This window comes from Chitinophaga solisilvae, from assembly GCF_009928525.1.
GTDB classification, from domain to species: Bacteria; Bacteroidota; Bacteroidia; order Chitinophagales; family Chitinophagaceae; genus Chitinophaga; species Chitinophaga solisilvae.
On record NZ_JAABOK010000025.1, the window covers coordinates 1 to 20,227 of the forward strand.

A 20,227-nucleotide genomic window follows, 5' to 3' on the forward strand; every position below is an offset into this window, starting at 1 on the left:
GTCCGGTAAAATAAGTACCTTTATTCATGGTATTTTAAAGTGTGGTAACTTAAATCTACCAAAAAAAGGGGGCAATTGCCCCCTTTTTTCTTGTAGTAGGTCTGATTTTTACCGGACACCAATGATTACGAATTGCGAATTACGAATGTAATAGCGAAGATCAAAACGAAGATTAAAGGGGAATAAGTATTGAGTATCACCTTCAATCTTCGTTTTGATCTTCGCTATTACATTCGTAATTCGCAATTCGTAATTCGCAATTAACTTAAAAACTCCTTATATTTGATACAATCTCTCGTTATCCGCTGCTGATTATCAAACTAAAACCTCAACTAAACTACTTCCGTATGAGCATTATCAGAAAAAACAACATTCATATCCGGGGGAATCAGGATGCAGCGCAGACACTCGTTTTGGGTCATGGATTTGGTATTGACCAGCAATCATTTTCACAGGTTATACCCGCTTTTGAAAAGGATTACCGCATTGTATTGTATGATAATGTTGGCGGAGGGCAGGCAGATCTGGCGGCGTTCAGCCCTATGCGTTATGCCACCACCAATGGCTATGTGACAGACCTGATGGATATTCTGCAGGAACTGCAGCTGCCACGCGTGACCTTTGTAGGGCACTCTGTAAGCGGTATGATTGGTATGCTCAGCGCTATTAAAAACCCGGACTATTTTGAGCAGGTGGTGCTCATGGGTTCCAGCCCCCGTTACCTGGATGATCCCGCTGCAAATTATACCGGCGGCTTCGATGATGCAGCGCTGGAATCCCTGTTCGAAGCAATGGAGACCAATTACCAGGCATGGGCGATCGGGTTTTCTGCACTCGCCATGAGAAACCAGGAGCGTCCTGAACTCGCTGAAGCCTTTGCCATGACGCTGAAGGAAATAAGGCCGGACATTGCCGTTTCGGTGGCCAGAGCTATCTTTCACCTGGATCACCGGCAGGAACTGGCTAAAGTCAGCAAACCCGTACTGATTATCCAGACAGCCAATGATATTGCCGTACCACCGGTAGTAAGTGAGTATATGGAACAGCATATCCCCGGCAGCAAACGCATTAAAGTACAGACACAGGGACATTTTCCGCATATCAGCGCACCCGCAGAAGTAATTGGTGCGTTGCAATCGTTTTTGTAAATATCTTCACACTTAAATTTCTATCGTGATCAGCTGGGAACGGAAAGCACTCAATTTCATTAATCAGACAAGCAGATGGGATAAGGAAAAACATATCTCCTCTTTCCTTGCATTCAGTATATCGCTGGTAAAAAACCTGGTGGAAGCTGATATTGCACTGCAGCTTGAATTTGAAGATGAAAACACGGCGAAGGTAAAAAATGCTTCTCCCGTTTTTCTCAATGATATTGTACTGAATCCGGACCCGGTGAGGAAGCTGCTGTATAAACATGCCTTCAAAAGCATTTACTGGCCTGTGATTCCGCCGGAGCCGGAGAACGTATTTCCGGAGCTGCTGCGCGCACTTTCTTCTGCCGTAATCATTCCGGTAAATACGGAGCCGCATAACAGTGTGATTATTCTGGGCTGGAGCGAGCCGCAGGAGTTCAGTCAGCCTTTCCAGGAATGTACGGAAACCATCCGCCTGCGGCTGAAGGAGATCCTTACGCAATCCCAGCAACAGCTGTATTTTCAGGGTATCGCCATGCGGTTTGCCGCTGTGCTGCATACCCTGCCCCATGCTGTTATATTCATCAACAATGATGGGTTTTCCGGCTGGGTAAACCAGCAGGCGGCTGATTTACTGCAGTTGTCCGGTCCCGGCGAACAGCTGCCAGCCATCCTCTCGGACGCCATGACACAGCTGCGCAATAAAACTACCAACACGGAAGAAATTTACAATACGGCCATTCACCTGTTCTCCTCGCCGGATAAGTCTATCACAGGATGGGAATGGCAGATGGCCGCACCTGCCGCAAAAACCTACCGCGTATCCTGTCTGCCTGTCACCTCCCAGCAGGTCAACGGCCGGCTCTGGATTTTTGAAGAATAATCAGGAGTGGCGCCACTGGAAATAAAAAGTACTGCCCTCTCCCGGACTGGACTCTACCCATATCTTCCCTCCCTGCTCTTCTACCAGCAGCTTGAAAATATTCAACCCGATACCGGTGCCTTCTTCTTTCGCATTGTTATCCACGCGTTCAAACAATTTAAAGATGCGGTCGGCATCCCGCTTTTCTATCCCCGGACCATTATCTTTCACATAAAACTCATAGAATTCTCCCTTATCTGTCCCACCGATGATAATGCTGCCTTCCTTTTTATCATTGTATTTGATAGCGTTGGAGATAAGGTTCTGAAATACCTGCTGCAGCTTCAGACGGGTGGTCTGTAATACCGGCAGCACGCCTTCTGTAGTGATACGTATATGCGCGGGCGGAAACAACAGGCGCGACAGCTCCGTAATCAGCGTCTGCACATCTACCGGTTCAATGGTATGTGAAATATCGCTCTGGCGGGTATAGTCGAGCATAGAGGTAATCATTTCCGTCAGGTGATTGGTAGCGCCTAGCACAATGCCCATGTACTCCTTTAAATCCGGGGCCTGTTGTATACGTTCATCTTCATTAATCAGCGTCAGCAGGCTGATAGCCCCTGACAACGGGGATTTGAGGTCATGGGCCACCACGTACATAAACCTTTCCAGCTGCTTGTTCACTTTTTCTTTATCTGCCATCGCCTGTCTGAGGTTTTGCTGATAGAAATACAATTTTTCGAATACATTCACTTTCGCGCGGGTAACATTGACATCGAGGGGTTTGGGGAGATAATCCACTGCACCTTCTTCAAAGCCGCGTAATACATTCTGTTCATCCTTGTTGATAGCGGTGACAAAGATGATGGAGATATGTTTTGTTTTGGGATTGGATTGCAGGAGCCGGGCTACCTCATAGCCGTCCATATCCGGCATCTGCACATCCAGCATAACAAGCCCGATGTCACTGTTTTTCAGGGCAATTTTCAGGGCTTCATTACCGGAACCGGCCCGGAAGAATACCCGGTTATCCGCTTCCAGCATATGTTCCAACGATACGAGATTCTCTGCTTTGTCATCTACCAATAAAATGCTGAACATGTTCTGTTGTTGCTCGCTCATGTTTTGTTGTTTATTATCTCAGTTGATTCAAATATCCGGTAATGCCATCTATTGTCATGGCCTGTACCTGTGGGGAAAGGTCCAGCGCTGCCTGCGGCATATTGCTGAACAGGGCGGTATCCGGTTGCTGTACAATGCCGGTTCCGCCATGGCTGATAATCCGCTGTATGCCTGCTGCGCCGTCTTTATTGGCGCCGCTGAGCAGTATGCCCAGTGCATGCCGGCGATAGATGGCTGCTGCGCTGAAAAAGCTGACATCGATGGAAGGCCGGCTGAAATGCAGCGGTTCGGAGTAGTCCAGTGAAAACGTCCGGTCTTCTTCTATCAGCAGGTGATAATTCTGCGGGGCCAGGTATACCCGGGATTCCACCGGTTCTTTATCTACCGGTTCCGTAATCGGAATCTTTGCCGATAACAGGTTATGCAATTCGCTCTGCACATTTTTCAGCCGGTGCAATATAATCACTACCGGCCATTTCAACGGCTGGTGCAGACTATTCAACAACTGTACCAATACCGGCAGACTGCCCGCAGAGCCGCCGATGGCCACCATTCCGATGGAGGGTAATACCTGCAATAGCTATAGTTTTCGCCTGTAAATTTTGCTGGAATCGCTGACTTCTTCAAAGTGCCGGCGTTCTTCCGTGAACATCATTGATTCTTTCAGTCCCAGTGCCAGATATCCCAACGGCGCCAGGCTTTCCCGGAACAGGCCGATGACACGGTCCTGCAGCCGGCGGTTGAAATAGATGAACACATTACGGCAGCAGACCAGGTGGAACTCATTAAACACCTGATCTGTTACCAGGTTATGCTGAAAGAAGATAATATTTTTTCGCAGGGCCGGGCTGATGATCGCATGATCGTACCTGGCGGTATAATAATTGGAAAAGTCCTGCAGGCCGCCTGCCAGTATATAATTCTGGGTGTATTCCTTCATGTATCTGAGCGGAATAATGGCCTGTCCGGCTTTTTCCAGGTTGGCCGCGTTGAGGTCTGTGGCATATATACGGCACCGTTCCAGCAATCCGGCTTCCTGCAGCAGGATGACCATGGAGAAGACCTCTTCTCCCGTGGCGCATCCGGCATGCCATATTTTAATAATCGGATAAGATGCCAGCCGGGGTAATACCAGCTCCCGCATATCCCTGTAAAATGGCGGGTCGCGGAACATCTCGGTAACATTGACGGTGATGAACTGGGTCATCCGCCGGAAGAAAACGGGATCATTCTCCAGCCGCGTCAGCAGCTCCCGTACACTGTTGAGCCGCACATGCCCGATGAAGCGTACGAAACGGCGTTTGAGGGAAGCCGGGGCATAATCCGTAAAGTCGTATCCGTACCTGGTTCTCACCAGCTGTACGATATCCGATAATTCCCGGTTGCTGATTTCTTCTACCATAGGTGTTTACGATAACCATACATGGAGTAATGACAATAATTTACTGCTGTCTACCGGCTTGGTAATATAATCTGATGCGCCCGCGTCAATACATTGCTGCCGGTCGCCCGCCATCGCCTTGGCTGTCAGCGCAATTACGGGCAGCTGTACAAATCTTACATCAGCCCGTATATGTTTCATGGCTTCAAAACCGTCCATTTCGGGCATCATAATATCCATCAGCACCAGGTGGATGCCGGGGTTTTTATCCAGTACAGACAGGGCTTCGCGACCGTCGGCGGCAGTGAGTACGCGTATTCCCTGTTCTTCCAGCAGCGCGCTGATAGAAAATACGTTGCGCATGTCGTCATCTGCCAGCAGTACCGTTTTGCCTTCCAGCAGGGAATGCTGCGGTGATGGTGGCGTGGCGGCAACTACCTTCTTTTCGATTTTATAGAGAAACAGTTCCAGTTCATCCATCAGGCGGTCTGCGGAGAAGGAGGAGTTGCGTACGATGGCAGCGGCATATTTTTTCAGTTGCTGTTCTTCTGCAGAAGAAATATCCTGGTCAATGTAAACGATCACCGGTGTGTCGGCAGCAGCGGGCATTTCCGTCAGCTCCCGGAGCCGGGTAAGCCCGGTTTGCAGGTCAGTGCCGATGTCGAGGATGATACCATCATATTTTTTTCCGGAGAGGAAGGCGGGGGCGGCGGCAACGCTGGTAACAATATCATACTGTGTTTCCAGGTTTCTTTCCTGGCTTTTGGCGGCGATGAGCGGATCCGTTGCCAGGGGGCCGGAAGATACCAGCAGCACCTGTTTGAGCCGGGCCTGCAGCTGCAGGCTGATATTGGAGAATACCCCTTCCAGGTCGCGGGTTTCAATAGGTTTCTGCGTATAGCCGTTGATGTTACCTACGGTCGCTGCCGGCAGGTCTGCGCCGGATACCACATGTACGAGGATATGTTTCAGTTCTTCGGAGCTGCGCAGTATTTTAAGAATGCTGTGGCCGTCTATCACCGGCAGGTTCATATCCAGGATAATAGCTGCCGGCAGGTATTTGCGGGCATAGAACAGGCCATCCTGTCCGTTATGCGCTACGATGGTCTTAAATCCCTTATTGCGTGCAAAGTCGCGCAGGATGTCTGCGAAGAAGATATCATCTTCAATGATGAGGATCAGCTTATCGCCTTTGCGGATAGTATTGCGGTCATCGCCCGGAGCGGCGGGCTGCTGAATAACCGGTTCTGCGGGCGCTGGTTCAGCGGCAACCGGCAGGGGTTTGTGCAGCGCCGATGGCGGCAGCTGGGCGGTACCGGCCGGAATAACGATGGTAAAGGTACTGCCGGCAGCGCTGCTGTTCTCCAGCCGTATTTCTCCCTGCAGCAGCAGCATCAGTTCACGGCTGATGGACAGCCCCAGGCCGGTGCCGCCGTATTTACGGGTGGTGGCGCCGTCTGCCTGGCTGAAGGCTTCAAAAATCAGTTGCTGCTTTTCTGCAGGTATACCCGGACCTGTATCTGTAACGCTGATGTGCAGGGCATTTCCGGGATGCATTACCCAGCGCATGGTGATATGTCCGCCGGGAGGCGTGAATTTAAACGAATTGGATAACAGGTTGCGGATCACCTGTTCGAGCCGCAGCTTATCGGTATGGATCACCGCAGGTACGTCCGGCATCACGGTTTTATCAAACCGTATCTTTTTCTCCTGTGCCACCACATCGAACAGGTCGCTCAGGTCATCGATGATACCGGCAACGGTCACATCTTCCGGCGTCAGTTCTACCTTGCCGGCTTCTATTTTCGAAAGGTCCAGTATATCGTTGATAAGGCGCAGCAGGTCGGAGCCGGACTTATGAATGATGGTGGCATATTCTACCTGACGCGGTTGCAGGTTATGGTCCTTGTTTTCTTCCAGCATTTTTGCCAGTATGAGCACGCTGTTGAGCGGGGTACGCAGCTCGTGGGACATATTGGCGAGGAATTCTGACTTATACCGGCTGCTGGCTTCCAGCTCGGTGGCTTTCTCTGCCAGGTCTTTCCGGGCGGCTTCGAGCGCAATATTTTTTACCGTCATTTCCGCATTCACCTGACGCAGTTCTTCTTCCTGCACCCGCAGCTCTTCTTCAGAAGCCTGCAGGATTTCTGACTGCCGGCTCAGTTCTTCGTTGGACTGGCGCAGTTCTTCCTGCTGGCTTACCAGTATTTCCTTTTGTTCCTGCACCTGTTGCAGGAGCGTTAACACTTTTTCGCGGGCATTGGTCGCATTCAGGGCTACGGCAATATCTTTTGCCGCCAGCTCCAGGAACCGGAGATCCAGGTCTGATACGGGGCGGAAAGCCGCCAGTTCTATAACGCCCAGCAGTTCGCCGTCTATCCGCAGGGGCACCAGTACCAGTGTTTCCGGGCGCAAGGCGCCGGAGGCAGCAATTATCTGCCAGTAATCCTGCGGAAGGTTGCGGAAAACCTGAATGTTTTTACCGGCAGCCGCCTGTCCGGTCAGCCCTTCGCCGCAGGAAAACTCCTGCGGCGCAGTCGCCGGCATACTAACGCTGCCGTACATACGTAATTTCGCTGTTCTTTCATCGTAATGATAGAAGGCGCCTGCCTCAAAGCCGGCAACAGAGGTAAGGGTACCCAGGGAATTGCGGGTCAGGTCGTGTACATTACTGATACCCTGCAGACTGTCCTTGATATCGTTGGTAACAGACAGCAGCCAGTTCTGTTCCGTTGTTTCCTTATTCAGCCGTTGTTCTTCCTGCAGCTTATCATTCAGCTGCTGCTGGGCGGCAATTCTTGATTTAAATTCCTTCCAGGTAACAAGCATCAGGATAAAACCTACCAGCAGTATAAAACTGTTGTTGATGATAAGCGTGGCGATTGCCCGGTCAATAGAATGACTATTTTCCTGCTCCCGGATGGTCAGCAGCCTTCTTTCTTCATTGCTGATGGCGTCAATGGCATCCTGTACCTTGTTTACCAGCACCACTTCCTTATCAGTGATAATGGTATTCTGGGAGAATGTTTTATCAAAATGGAAATGGTCCAGGTCATCCCAGAACCGAAGCATGCCATTGATGGCTGTTTCCAGTTCCGTGATATTTTTCTCCTGGCGGGGGTTATCCGTCACCATGCTCCGCAGCTGGTTCAGCGCCGGTCGTACTTTTGGCACCCCGGCTTCATACGGGTCCAGAAATTTATGATCAAATGTACTTCTGTAGCCTCTCCTGGCGGCTTCCAGATCATAGATCAGGTGCTGCACCTGTTCCGCCTGATATAATACCTTATACGTATGCTGTACCCATCTGGCTTCATGCACCTGCGTCTTATAGGTACGCCAGGATAAAAATCCTCCGAGTATTACCAGCAACACCACGATAGTGAATCCCAGGTACAGTCTGTTTACTAAAGAAATTTTCATATCTGATGATAACAACGGGTAGAATAATTAGGTTTGCAGTAATAAAAAGCTTCTTTTTTTAATCATTTTATAAATCTGCTGTAAAAGTAGTCAAATGACCTCATTTTCAATATGTTTGTAAAATAATATGAATACTATAATATAATAATATATAATAATTTCAGACTTTATTTTTTGATGAGGAAATCTAACGAAAGCGGAAATTAAGTATATATCTACAGAAAGAAAATCATTACCGGTTTATCTTTTTCAGAAAACGGCAATAACCGGCATTCAATTTGTCTGTTATGCCGCAACCCAAAAAAAAATATACAATCACAACAACTAAACTGACGGATAGCACCAGGTGTTTATCCTATAAATCAAGCCACGATGAGTAAAATACTGTTAATTGAGGATGATGAGATAATGCCCAAGATAGTAGCGCGCATTCTGCCTGCTACCGAATACCAGCTGGATCATGTATCCAACGGGAAAGAAGCCTTGCTGAAACTGGAAGCCACCAATTTTGACTACGACCTCATCATAACAGATATTATGATGCCATATGCGAACGGGTTCGAGATTCTCAGCAAAGTGAAGAACCAGTCCAGGCCCATACCTGTTATTATTGTATCTAACGCAGGTAATGAAGATATGATTATGGAAGGTTTCAAACTGGGCGCAGACGATTTTCTGAAGAAGCCTATCCTGCCGGCAGAACTGCTGATCAGGGTGAAAAGATTACTCATGAAGAATACTTAATGCATGGCGTTATTACAACTATCAGCATTTCCCTCCACCATTGAATCGATATTCCGGAATGCTCCGCTGGCCATACAGATAGCTATGGTGTTTATTGTGGTAGCTATAACCGGAACTGCGCTGGCCTACTACTCCATTCTGCGGAGCCGGTACCGTGGATACCGCCGGGACAAAAAATTGTCTGTGCTGCTGCCTGAAATCGACAACCTGATCATTGATGAGGTGCTCACCAATCCTGACATGCAGCAGGATATTCCGGCCGACCAGGTGCCGCTGAACCTGGAGCCGTTTCAGCGGCTGCCGCTGGACCGACCATGGGCCAGGCAGGCATTGACAGACCGCATCATCCACTTCCGCCGTAACGTGCGGGGAAATATGGGCAATCTGTTGCGCAACCTGTACATTCAGCTGGAACTGGACAAAGACACCATGAAGAAGATGAAGTCCAGGCGATGGGAGAAAAAAGTGCAGGCACTGGTGGAACTGACCAGCCTGAACATGTCCATCGCCGACGTGACCATTCTACCGCTGACCAACAGCCGTAACCGGGAGTTACGTGCAGCGGCGCGTCACGCCTATATCAAGCTCAGTAAAAACGAGCCTTTCAAATTCTTTGACGTAGTCACCGATCCGCTGCTGATGTGGGATCAGGTGGAGCTTTTCCGTATCATCACCACCACGGAAGGCATTGCCATCCCCAACTTCGCCCGCTGGATCACCTATTCCGGCAATAAAAGCGTGGTATCCTTCTGCCTGAAACTGGTTGTACATTACAATCAGCTCGCAGCCGTTCCGGCTATTATCAAACTGCTGGATACGCGCGACCACTACCTTCGTGCAGATGCCATCAACTGCCTGGGCAAACTGAAAGTAGCCGAAGCGGAAGATCAGCTGGTACGTATTTACACCTCGCAACCCCTGCACTGCCAGATAGAGATACTCAAAGCCATCGGACGTATCAGCAGCGGCAGGAATATTGACTTCCTGAAAACGGAGTTCCTGCATTCTACTGACTTCGACCTCCGCAAGAGCGCCGCCAAATCACTTGTCAAAAACGAATGGTTCGCCAAACAGGTGATCGATGAACTGCTGGCGACCTCGTCTCCGGAAAATCTGCGCATCCTCAAACATTGCATGAATCCTTTAATTAAATACTGATGACGGGAATAGCGGAAACTTTGGCCAGGATTTATGAAGGCGCCATTTTCGTATACGGCCTGGTGTTACTACTCACCTACGCCATGCTGGCAATACTTTCCATTATTGCCGTACGGCAATATGTTAAACGGAGCAGCTACCATCAGCTTAACCTGCTGGCCGGGTCCCCGCTGGCGCCGGGCATCACCGTACTCGCCCCCGCCTTCAACGAAGGCCTGACCATCATCTCCAACGTACGCTCCCTGCTCACGCTGAACTACCCCCGGTACGAAATCATTATCATCAATGACGGCAGCACGGACAATACCATGGAACAGCTGGTGGATGAATTCAAACTCGTGGAGGTAGACTTTGCCTTTACCGTAAAGATCCGTTCCCAGCCTATACGCAGGGTATTCAAGTCCACCGACCCGGCCTATTCCAGCCTGCTCGTGATCGATAAGGTAAATGGGAAAAGCAAGGCTGATGCCGTCAACGCCGGTATCAACATCGCGACATTCGATTATTTCCTCTGTACCGACGTGGATTGCATCCTGCATAAAGACACCCTGCTGGAACTCATCAAACCCGTGATGCAGGAACCTAAAAAACGAGTGATCGCCATCGGCGCCACCCTGCGCATCGCCAACTCCTGCGAGTTCGACGAAGGCGTAATGACCCGCATGCGGCCCCCTAGGCAACTGCTCCCCCGCTTCCAGGAGGTGGAATATATCCGCGCCTTTGTACTGGGGAAAATGGGCTGGAGCTATCTGAACTGCGTTCCCAACGTATCCGGAGGCCTGGGCCTCTTCGACAAGGAAATAGCCATCCGCTGCGGCGGCTATGACCACAGCTCTTTCGGGGAAGATATGGAACTGATGACGCGCATGTGCCGCTACGCTTATGACAACCGTATCGACTATGCCATCCGCTATATCCCTAAAACCCTCTGCTGGACTGAGGCTCCTACCTCACTGAAGATATTCAGGCGGCAGCGTACCCGCTGGGCCAGGGGGCTGGCGCAGCTGACCTTCGCCCACTTCGGGATGTTCTTCAACCCCCGCTACGGCAAAATGGGGCTGGTCATCTTCCCGTACAACTTTTTCTTCGAACTGCTGGCTCCCATCATAGAATTTACCGGGATCATCGTCTATATCGTTCTCAGCATCATGGGCTACATCAACTGGCCTTATGCCCTGCTGCTGCTGCTCTTCGTATACACGTACTCAGTCATGATTACCACGATCGCCATCCTGTGGGATCAGATCACCTTCCGTTACTACAAATCCTGGAGAGAAGTGTTATACCTCTGTATGACCCCTTTCATGGAATTTCTGCTATATCATCCGCTGATTGTATTCTTCTCGCTGCAGGGATATTATTATTTCCTCACCGGCAAGAAAAGCACCTGGGGAAACATGCAGCGGCAAGGCTTTGGTAAAAAGAAATCATAACGGCTATGGATACAATCAAGACTTTTTTCGAAGGCGGCGTGTTTATTTATGGCTGTATGATGTTGCTGATGTACGCCGTACTGGCCATACAGTCTTACCGCGGCATTAAACTGTTCCGCAAACGCAGCAGCTTTACCGACTATTATCAGCTGCTGGAATCGCCGCTCACACCCGGCATTTCCGTGATAGCTCCCGCTTTCAATGAAGGCGTGACCATCATTTCCAACGTACGCTCCCTGCTCACGCTGAACTATACACGCTTTGAAGTGATTATCGTGAACGATGGCAGCACAGACGACACCCTGGATAAACTCATTCACGAGTTCCAGCTGGTGGAAGTGGATTTCGCCTATAATGAACGCATCAAAACACAACCTGTAAAACGTATATTCAAATCCGTTAATACCGCCTACGATAAACTACTGGTAATCGACAAAGTGAACGGGAAAAGTAAGGCGGATGCCTCCAATGCCGGCATCAATGCCGCCTCTTTTGACTACTTCCTCTGTACGGATGTAGACTGTATCATAGAAAGAGATACATTGCTGCGTATGATCAAACCCTTTATGGCAGAGGATTACAGAAAAGTGAAAGAAGTAGGCGAGCCATGCCCCGAATGTGGTTACGTACACATCGAGGAAGACAGTATGCGCGTAATTGCTACCGGCGCTACCCTCCGTATTGCCAACTCCTGCGAAGTGGATGAAGGCGTCATCGTTCGTGTTCGTCCGCCGGAAAAAGTACTGCCCCGCTTCCAGGAAATGGAATATATACGTGCCTACGTACTGGGGAAAATGGGCTGGAGCATGATGAACAGCGTACCTAACGTATCCGGCGGCCTCGGCCTGTTTGACAAGGAAATAGCTATCAAGGCCGGTGGCTATGACCATGCCTCCTTTGCGGAAGATATGGACATCATCACCCGCATGAATGCCTACATGATAGACAACAACCTGAAATATGCCATCCGCTATATTCCAACCACCCAGTGCTGGACGGAAGGACCACCCAATATGAAAGTCTTCAGCCGCCAGCGTACCCGCTGGGGCCGCGGCCTTTCAGAAATCATTACCATACACCGTAAAATACTGTTCAATCCCCGTTACAAAAAAATGGGGATGATAGTATTACCCTATAATCTCTTCTTCGAATTCCTGGCGCCCATCATAGAATTTACAGGTATCATCTATTACATCTACCTGATCGCTACACATCAGGTAAACTGGCTGTACGCCCTTATCCTGCTGATATTTGTGTACCTCTATTCCGTCATGATTACCACCCTCGCCGTTTGCTGGGATCAGCTCACCTACGGCTACTACAAGACCTGGAGAGAGGTGATAGGACTGGCGCTGATGGCCTTCCTTGAACCGCTGATCTATCATCCGCTGATCGTATTCTTTGCCCTGCGGGGATACTGGTTCTTCCTCACCGGGAAGAAAACCTCCTGGGGGAATATGCAGCGGCAGGGATTTGGGAAGAAGAAAACGTGACCTCCAGTTCCAGGTTTTATTTGAGATTTTGTCATTTGAGATTTTGTTATTTGAAAGAGCTGTTTCTACGCACAAATGACCACATAACTAAATAATTAAATCACTAAATATTTTATATGGCTGTCTTAAAACATTTGCTTTCCTGCTTTATAGTATGTGTGACGTTGCAGGCGCAGGCACAGATTTTTAAACAGAAGACCAATCCGGAAGCCCTGTATAATCAGGCAGTGCAGGAAACAAAGCAGGGACATTACGGCAAGGCGATAGAACTGTCCAGGCAGGCGCTGGCAGCGCAACCCGACTTCATTGACCAGGAGTTGCTGCTGGGGCGTTTGTATATGCTGACCAAACAATATGATCTCTCCCGGAAATATATCAAACAGGTACTGATGAAGAATCCTACCTATCGTGATGCCTACCATTATGCTATCAATGTGGAATTATCTTCCGGCAGATATGAAGAAGCGCTCTGCTTTGCAGACGAGGCCCTTTATCACTTTCCGGGCAGCCTGGAATTCATGCTGAAAAAACTGGGTATACTAGATGTACAGCATAAAGTGTATCAGGGTAACAACCTGGCTGCCACACTGATGGACAAATACCCGCAGGATACGCTGGTGAAGCGGGCGTATATAGAGCACCATATGGTCAGCGGCCGGTATTATCAGCAGCTGGGCAATAATGGCATGGCGCGCCAGAGCTATGATAAGGTACTCGAAGCAGATCCCCGTAATGCCGAAGCCCGTGAAGCCGGGCTGGCAGTGGCGCTGAAGACCGGCAATTACAGCGGCGCGCTGGACCAGGTGAATGATGCACTGGTATCTTCTCCCGGCTCCTATGACCTGCTGATGCGCAAGATGAGCATCCTGCAGGAGCAGCACGACTATGCCAATGCCCTCAGCGTATTGCAGGAGATATTACGCAAATATCCGTCAGACGGCAAGGTGCGCGCGCTGGAGACATCGCTGCGCATGGAAGCCGCCGCCTACTATACCAACACAGACCCGCTGTCATTATACCAGGGCGTGCTGGAGAAAAATCCCGGCAACCGCGAAGCCCTCGACAAAGTCATTACCTGGTGCATGGTACGCGGCAACTACCGCGAGGCTATGGTATGGATCAACCGGGGACTGAAGAACAGCCCGAATGATACAAAGCTGCTGACGCTGAAACTGGATGCATTGGAAGCCGACCGGAAATTCAGCACAGCTGCAGACCTTGCAGGACTGCTTTACCAGCGTTCTCCCAACCCGTCCCTGAAAGAAAGATTTATCTTCCTGCAAACACAGAGCGGACGGGAATTTCTGGCACAACAGCAAAATGATCTGGCGCTGGCAACGTTTGAACGGGGACTGGATATGAGCCCGGAAGATTCTACCCTGCTGGATCTCACCGCCAATACCTACATCGCCATGAAAGATAATAATGCCGCACTGCGGGTGACTGAGCAGGCATTGAAATATTATCCGGACAACGAGAAATTTCTGCTGAAGAAATCAACGCTGCTCACAGAAACCGGGAAATACGAAGAAGCCGCTGCCATAGCTGCCAGCCTGGCTTCCAGGCATCCCAACGATGCCCGTATGAACAACAACCTCACCGATCTGTTACTTACCTCTGCCAGGGTGCTGATGAAGGCAGATGAATTTGATCTGGCCAAACAGCCGCTGCGGCAGGTGCTGGCAGCATCGCCCGGTAACAGGGAGGCGCTGGATTATATGATTAACCTGCAAAGCGCTACCGGACAGGCAGACAGCGCCCTGTGGTATGCCGGCAAAGCGCTGGAATACTATCCCAATGACCGCGACCTGCTGCTGAAAAAAGCATCTGTCCTGCAGGAAATGAAAGATTATAACGGCGCCGCCGCCATTACCGGAGAGCTGTCTAACCGTTACCCCTATACGCTGAAATACAAGCAGGCGTATATCAGCAGCCTGATGGCCGCGGGGAGCGCCTATCAGCGCAATCAGCAGCCAGACAGTGCGCTGGCAGCCTTCAATCAGGTGCTGGCGCTCAACAGCAAAGACTCGCTGGCGCTGCTTTACAGCATCAACATCCTGAACGGGCAGCAACGTTATGACAGCGCACTCGCCTATGCTGACCGGGGAATAAAATTTTATCCCGGCAACGAGAACTTTCAGCTGAAACGCGCCATCACGCTGGAAAACAAGAAAGACTTCGCGGCAGCCGCGCTGGCAGCAGATTCCGTGGTGAAGATCAATAATACAGCCGCCAACATTGACTATCACGACTATCTCGAAAGTAAAACGCTGAAGAATCAGTTCGGTCTGTATTTCCTGCATTCCAGCTATGATTACACCGATGACAAATACAATATTGCTACCGCAGAATACCGGCACTTCTTCAGGCGCGGCTCCTATGCTTTCCGCCTGAACTACGCCGGAAGGCAGACCGGCAACGGATTACAGGGAGAAGCAGAAATGTATTACACCCATACCCCGAAACTGTATTCCTATGCGCTGCTAGCTTATTCCAACAAAGTGGTGTTCCCCCAGCTGCGCGCCTCCTACTCCTTATTCAAAACATTCGGTAAAGACCTGGAAGTGGAGCTGGGCGGCCGTTACCTGAGTCTGGACAGCGTGACCAGCTTTTCTGCTGTGACCTCGGTGGCCAAACCCTTCGGTGATTTCTGGGTGAACCTCCGTGCATATTTCATCAGTGAAGAAGGTGATTTCAACAGTTCATTCAATCTCACGACCCGCTATTATCTGAACCGCCGCCAGGATTTCGTGACGCTGATAGCCGGGCTGGGAACGTCTCCGGACGACCGCAGCCGCCTGATTCAGTTTCCGCAGCTCACCGGGCTGCTGACACACAGCGTGGGCGCAGGCTATCAGAAAGTATTTAAATACAGGACTACGGTAGGGCTGTTCGGTACCTGGATCAATCAGAAGGTGAGCGATGCCGCCTATCGCAATCAGTATGATATTTACCTGGTCTTTCAACGCAAATTTTAACTGACAAACAATGCTTACGAGGATGAACAGTTTTTTGTTAACGATGACGATGATGCTGCATAGCGCCTGCTCGCAGCAGTCCGCCGCAGACATCAACCTGGTGCAGCAGGGCAGCAGCAGTTACAGTATTGTGATTCCGGCTTCGCCGACAAAGGCGGAAGACAGGGCCGCCGTTATCCTGCAACAGTATGTGCAGCAGATTTCCGGCGCGAAACTGCCCGTTATCCGGGAGAACAGCTATAAGGATCAGCCGGCGGTATTTATAGGCAGCACAGCGCACAGCAGCGGGCCGGAGAAGATTGCCGGGGAAGGATTCCATATCGGTACGGCCGGCAGGCAGGTGTTTATCCGCGGTGGCAGTGGCAAAGGCGTAGTATACGGCGTGTACTACCTGCTGGAAACGTATATGGGTTGCCGTAAGGATGCGGGCGTGCCCGCCGTTGTACCGGCCTCCAAGCAGGTACGCATCCCCGGCGGACTGGCGGTAACGCAATCACCCGCATTTGTTTACCGGGAAACCTATTATCCTCCTTCGCTGGATCCGGAATACCTGGAATGGCATGGTCTGCATCGTTTTGAAGACCTGTGGGGATTGTGGGGGCATTCCTTTTTCAAGCTCGTTCCTCCTAAAACATATTTTGCCACGCATCCCGAATATTTCTCGCTGGTCAACGGAAAGCGGCAGCCGATGCAGCTTTGCCTGAGCAATGAAAAAGTATATGAGCTGGCGGTAGCCTATTTCAAAAAGGCTATTGCCGATAATCCGGATGCTATGTACTGGTCGGTGGCGCCGGAAGACGGCGGCGGGGCCTGTACCTGCGACGACTGTAAAAAGGCGGATGCAGCAGAGGGCGGTCCGCAGGGTTCTTTGATCCGCTTTGTCAATAAAATAGCGGCGCAGTTCCCGGAGCAGCAGTTTACCACGCTGGCGTATGGATATACCGCTAAGGCGCCGTTAAAAACAAAGCCCACACGGAATGTCTTTATTATGCTGAGCACAATAGATGCATACCGGCAGGAACCGCTCGCTGCCGCTGCTTCCGCCGCAGGTTTCCGGAAAAATCTGGAAGACTGGGAGGCTGTTACGCAAAACCTGTTCATCTGGGATTATACCACACAGTTCACCAACTACCTCGCCCCCTTCCCGGATTATGATAACCTGCAGTCCAACCTGCAGTACTTTGCAAAGCATCATGTAAAAGGTGTTTTTTCGCAGGGCAGCGGAGAAACTTACAGCGATATGGCGGAGTATAACAGTTTCGTACAGGCGCAACTGTTATGGAATCCCAATGCAGATATGACGAAGGTCAACAGCAGTTTCCTGAACGGCTATTACGGTAAGGCCGGCCCATGGATCGGAAAATATATGCAGGCGTTGAGTGCTGCTGTAAAAAGTACGCATGCTGTACTGGATATATATGGCAATCCGGTGTTTAATGCAAAGGATTACTTATCGCCGGCGCGTATTGATGAATATTCTGCGTTGCTGGACAAGGCAGAAGCAACTGCTGAAGGCGATACCGCTTTTCTGCAGCGCGTGTACCGTGCCCGGCTGCCGCTGGAATATACGGTGCTGCAGCAATCGCGGGTGTATGGCACCGGCCGGTATGGTTACCTGCAGCCGGATGGCAGCGTTTCTGCCAAATGGCCTGCCAGGATAAAAAAATTCGTGGCTGCCTGTAAAGCCGCCGGGGTAACGGAGTTAGCCGAAGGCGGCCTGTCGCCCGACGCCTATCAGCAGGAATGGGATGAACTGCTGGCCCGCAAATGGGTGAAGAGCCTGGCCTTCGGTGCGAAGGTGACATTGGTAAATCCGTATACGCCGGAGTATAGTCCGATGAAAGAACAAACGCTGACCGACGGCCTTACCGGTGGAAAAGATTTCAGCTATAACTGGCTGTTCACTTATGGTAAGGATATGATTGCCACCATAGATATGGGCAGCAGTAAGCGTATCGGGCAGATCTCCCTGAATTTCCTGCTGGATCCGCGTCATTATATCTTCCTGCCGGAAAGGATTACCGTAGAAGTATCTGCCGATGGCAGTAATTATACGGTGGCAGGCACACAGCCCGTAGCGCCGCCGCAGGAAGATGATGCCCTGCAGATCCGTCATTTCAATTTTGCGGTTAGCGGCGAAAACGCGCGTTATATAAGGGTAAGCGCTGTGTGCCCGGGTACTTTGCCCGACTGGCGTGCTACTCCCGGGAAGAAGGCGGCGCTGTGCTGTGATGAGGTAACGGTGGAATAAAATATTTCCCGTGTCCCGCAAGGCTTTCAGGCTTTATTCCCGTATTTCCGCGAAAAAATATTTGGACACTAAACACTGTTTAGTATATTTGCACTGTAAATATAATTAAATGGGCATAGCAGAAAGAAAAGAGCGGGAAAAGGCAGATATGCGCCGGAAGATCGTAGATGCTGCCATTCAGATGTTTGTGGAAGAGGGATACGACAAGATGTCCATCCGGAAAATTGCAGACAAGATTGAATATAGCCCGGCTACCATATACCTGTATTACAAGGATAAGGATGAGTTGCTGTATGATGTGCAGAGCGAAGGATTTGACGCGCTGGCAGAGCATTTCAGGAAAGCGGTTACCGAGAAGGATCCGTACAGGCGGCTAAAGCAGATGGCCTGGGCATATGTCAATTTTTACCGGGAAAATCCGCAGTTATATGACCTGATGTTCATCATCAATGATCCGATGAATGCAGAAGAAGATGAAGAAGACTGGAAGAACGGGGATAATGCCTACGACGCTTTGCAGCAACTGATGCAGGAGTGTATAGACAATAAACTGGTTCGCTTTAAAAACGCCGTTGTTGCTTCTATCTCCGTCTGGGGTTTCCTGCACGGATTAATCAGTCTCGATCTCCGTTGCCGTATTAAAGTCTGCAAGCTATCCGGTTCCGACCTGGAAGAAGGCATGGAAGACGCCATTAACGAATACCTGCGGATCATCAAAGCATAACCGCATCACATATTTAAAAAGAGGCTACGGCCTTTTTTTAAGCACCCAAACTAAACACCGTTCACCATATTAACAACGACTAGTAAGCCTTTCGGGCTTTATTTTTTTCGATATCAATAAACACTGTTCATTATGTCAACATGCATCACAAAAGGAGCATTGTTAATGGGCTTGCTATGCGCGGCCGTCAGCGTATCCGCTCAGCAGCCCGCTCCGCCAAACACCGTGTTGGATCAATACATACAACAGGCCTTTCAGCAAAACAAAGGACTGAAAGATCAGCGCTTCACCATGGAAAAAGCCATGTATGCCCTGCAGGAAGCCAAAAGCCTGTTTGGTCCCAACGTTACCTTCCTGGCCAGCTACACCAAAGCAGGCGGCGGCCGTACCATAGACATGCCCATCGGCGACCTGCTCAACCCCGTGTATGCTTCACTGAACCAGCTCACCGGTTCACATAACTTCCCTAAGGTGGAAAACGTTTCCGTGCTACTCAACCCGGACAACTTCTACGACGCGAAGTTCAGGACCAGCCTGCCGCTGCTTAACGCTGAGATATATTACAATCAGAAAATAAAAAGAGAACAGATCAGCCGGCAGCAGGCAGCTATGAATGTCTACAAACGCGCGCTGGTACAGGATATTAAAAGCGCCTACTTCCGCTACTACCAGGCATCACAGGCGGTAGCCATCTATAACAACGCCCTATCGCTCATACGGGAAAACATCCGCATCAACGAAAGCATGGTGCGCAACGGCATCCGCAACAACACGGCAGTATACCGTTCGCAGACAGAAAAAGAAAAGACAGATGCCGCTATCAGCAAGGCCATGAACGAACAGCAGAATGCAAAAGCATATTTCAACTTCCTGCTGAACCGCTCCCTGGAAGAAGACATAGAACTGGACAGCAACCTGCTGCGTATACCCGTTGCCGTTAATACCGGCGATGTGAGCCGCCGGGAAGAACTCCAGGAAATCAAAAGTGCCGCCGCCATGTACAGTCTGAACGAAAAACTGGACCGGTCCTACCTGATACCTAAACTCAGCACCTTCATAGACCTCGGCTCACAAGCCATGGGCGCGCGTTTCGACAATACCTCCCGCTATTATCTTTTCGGCATCAACCTGGAGTGGAACCTCTTCAGCTCCAACCGGAACAAATATAAAATCAAACAGGCGCAGCTGGATCTGGCGGCAGTCGGCAATACCGCATCACAGACGACCGATGCACTGCAGCTGCAACTGTTTCAGGCCATGAATGATTACCGCACAACCGTTGACAACTACCGCTCTGCCCAAAGCCAGCTTTCCTTTGCCAGCCGCAACTACCGGGATCAGCTGAAAATCTATAAAGAAGGGCAGCTGCTGTACATAGAACTCCTGGACGCACAGAACCAGCTTACCCAGGCACAGCTGCAGACAGCCGTTACACAGGCGGCCGTACAAACAGCCTATGCTGCCGTAGAACGCGCACAGGCATCTTACAATATCGATTTCAATCAACAATAAAATCTAC

At 50.2% G+C, this 20,227-nt stretch carries 14 protein-coding genes; 10 read left to right on the top strand and 4 right to left on the bottom strand.

Features of this window, described 5'->3' with window-relative positions:
- The first annotated feature begins 347 nt into the window (after positions 1–347).
- Together GWG06_RS29080 and GWG06_RS29085 are read left to right on the top strand one after the other, a co-directional pair.
- Positions 348–1,148 (top strand): alpha/beta fold hydrolase, encoded by an 801-nt coding sequence (locus GWG06_RS29080; RefSeq protein WP_127039375.1) that lies wholly within the window; start codon positions 348–350, stop codon positions 1,146–1,148.
- 25 nt (positions 1,149–1,173) lie between these two features.
- Entirely contained in the window at positions 1,174–2,019 is an 846-nt protein-coding gene (locus tag GWG06_RS29085) for a hypothetical protein (protein ID WP_127039372.1), read from the top strand.
- Here GWG06_RS29085 and GWG06_RS29090 read toward each other — a convergent pair whose 3' ends face one another.
- Genes GWG06_RS29090 through GWG06_RS29105 form a run of 4 tightly spaced genes read right to left on the bottom strand, consistent with a single transcriptional unit; the run spans position 2,020 to position 7,927 of the window.
- Positions 2,020–3,123 carry a sensor histidine kinase gene (locus tag GWG06_RS29090; RefSeq protein WP_127039369.1) on the bottom strand — a complete coding sequence of 368 codons (1,104 nt, stop codon included), beginning with the start codon at positions 3,121–3,123 and terminating at the stop codon, positions 2,020–2,022.
- A 13-nt stretch (positions 3,124–3,136) separates the two neighbouring features.
- The gene (locus tag GWG06_RS29095) at positions 3,137–3,700 is read right to left on the bottom strand and encodes a chemotaxis protein CheB (RefSeq protein WP_235938588.1); all 564 of its coding nucleotides are present in this window, start codon (positions 3,698–3,700) and stop codon (positions 3,137–3,139) included.
- A gap of 3 nt (positions 3,701–3,703) precedes the next feature.
- Complete coding sequence (locus tag GWG06_RS29100; protein WP_127039366.1) at positions 3,704–4,525, bottom strand: CheR family methyltransferase; 822 nt, start codon at positions 4,523–4,525, stop codon at positions 3,704–3,706.
- Positions 4,526–4,531: 6 nt separating this feature from the next.
- Positions 4,532–7,927 (bottom strand): hybrid sensor histidine kinase/response regulator, encoded by a 3,396-nt coding sequence (locus GWG06_RS29105; protein ID WP_160718011.1) that lies wholly within the window; start codon positions 7,925–7,927, stop codon positions 4,532–4,534.
- Between the two features lie 372 nt (positions 7,928–8,299).
- Here GWG06_RS29105 and GWG06_RS29110 point away from each other — a divergent pair, with 372 nt between their 5' ends.
- The 8 genes from GWG06_RS29110 (at position 8,300) to GWG06_RS29145 (ending at position 20,220) form a co-directional block, all read left to right on the top strand.
- A complete protein-coding gene (locus GWG06_RS29110; protein WP_127039360.1) occupies positions 8,300–8,671 on the top strand; it encodes a response regulator transcription factor in 372 nt (123 codons plus the stop codon).
- 3 nt (positions 8,672–8,674) lie between these two features.
- Positions 8,675–9,829, top strand: a complete 1,155-nt coding sequence (locus tag GWG06_RS29115) for a HEAT repeat domain-containing protein (RefSeq protein WP_160718012.1) — start codon at positions 8,675–8,677, stop codon at positions 9,827–9,829.
- The gene (locus tag GWG06_RS29120; protein ID WP_235938589.1) at positions 9,829–11,262 is read left to right on the top strand and encodes a glycosyltransferase family 2 protein; all 1,434 of its coding nucleotides are present in this window, start codon (positions 9,829–9,831) and stop codon (positions 11,260–11,262) included. Before GWG06_RS29115 ends, GWG06_RS29120 begins: the two co-directional genes overlap by 1 nt.
- A 5-nt stretch (positions 11,263–11,267) precedes the next feature.
- Positions 11,268–12,755, top strand: coding sequence for a glycosyltransferase family 2 protein (locus GWG06_RS29125; RefSeq protein WP_160718013.1), 1,488 nt, complete (start codon positions 11,268–11,270; stop codon positions 12,753–12,755).
- 116 nt (positions 12,756–12,871) lie between these two features.
- Positions 12,872–15,733: a tetratricopeptide repeat protein gene (locus tag GWG06_RS29130; RefSeq protein WP_160718014.1), complete on the top strand. Its 2,862-nt coding sequence runs from the start codon at positions 12,872–12,874 to the stop codon at positions 15,731–15,733.
- 22 nt (positions 15,734–15,755) lie between these two features.
- The gene (locus GWG06_RS29135; RefSeq protein ID WP_160718015.1) at positions 15,756–17,984 is read left to right on the top strand and encodes a DUF4838 domain-containing protein; all 2,229 of its coding nucleotides are present in this window, start codon (positions 15,756–15,758) and stop codon (positions 17,982–17,984) included.
- Positions 17,985–18,093: 109 nt separating this feature from the next.
- Complete coding sequence (locus GWG06_RS29140) at positions 18,094–18,708, top strand: TetR/AcrR family transcriptional regulator (protein WP_127039342.1); 615 nt, start codon at positions 18,094–18,096, stop codon at positions 18,706–18,708.
- Between the two features lie 132 nt (positions 18,709–18,840).
- Positions 18,841–20,220: a TolC family protein gene (locus GWG06_RS29145; RefSeq protein WP_160718016.1), complete on the top strand. Its 1,380-nt coding sequence runs from the start codon at positions 18,841–18,843 to the stop codon at positions 20,218–20,220.
- Positions 20,221–20,227 lie beyond the last annotated feature (7 nt).

Excerpts from the sequence above, each read along its gene's own strand:
- GWG06_RS29145 (WP_160718016.1), top strand. The coding sequence starts at position 18,841 with ATGTCAACATGCATCACAAAAGGAGCATTGTTAATGGGCTTGCTATGC.
- GWG06_RS29090 (WP_127039369.1), bottom strand. The coding sequence starts at position 3,123 with ATGAGCGAGCAACAACAGAACATGTTCAGCATTTTATTGGTAGATGAC.
- GWG06_RS29140 (WP_127039342.1), top strand. The coding sequence starts at position 18,094 with ATGGGCATAGCAGAAAGAAAAGAGCGGGAAAAGGCAGATATGCGCCGG.
- GWG06_RS29120 (WP_235938589.1), top strand. The coding sequence starts at position 9,829 with ATGACGGGAATAGCGGAAACTTTGGCCAGGATTTATGAAGGCGCCATT.
- GWG06_RS29125 (WP_160718013.1), top strand. The coding sequence starts at position 11,268 with ATGGATACAATCAAGACTTTTTTCGAAGGCGGCGTGTTTATTTATGGC.
- GWG06_RS29115 (WP_160718012.1), top strand. The coding sequence starts at position 8,675 with ATGGCGTTATTACAACTATCAGCATTTCCCTCCACCATTGAATCGATA.
- GWG06_RS29135 (WP_160718015.1), top strand. The coding sequence starts at position 15,756 with ATGAACAGTTTTTTGTTAACGATGACGATGATGCTGCATAGCGCCTGC.
- GWG06_RS29110 (WP_127039360.1), top strand. The coding sequence starts at position 8,300 with ATGAGTAAAATACTGTTAATTGAGGATGATGAGATAATGCCCAAGATA.
- GWG06_RS29130 (WP_160718014.1), top strand. The coding sequence starts at position 12,872 with ATGGCTGTCTTAAAACATTTGCTTTCCTGCTTTATAGTATGTGTGACG.
- GWG06_RS29100 (WP_127039366.1), bottom strand. The coding sequence starts at position 4,525 with ATGGTAGAAGAAATCAGCAACCGGGAATTATCGGATATCGTACAGCTG.
- GWG06_RS29080 (WP_127039375.1), top strand. The coding sequence starts at position 348 with ATGAGCATTATCAGAAAAAACAACATTCATATCCGGGGGAATCAGGAT.
- GWG06_RS29105 (WP_160718011.1), bottom strand. The coding sequence starts at position 7,927 with ATGAAAATTTCTTTAGTAAACAGACTGTACCTGGGATTCACTATCGTG.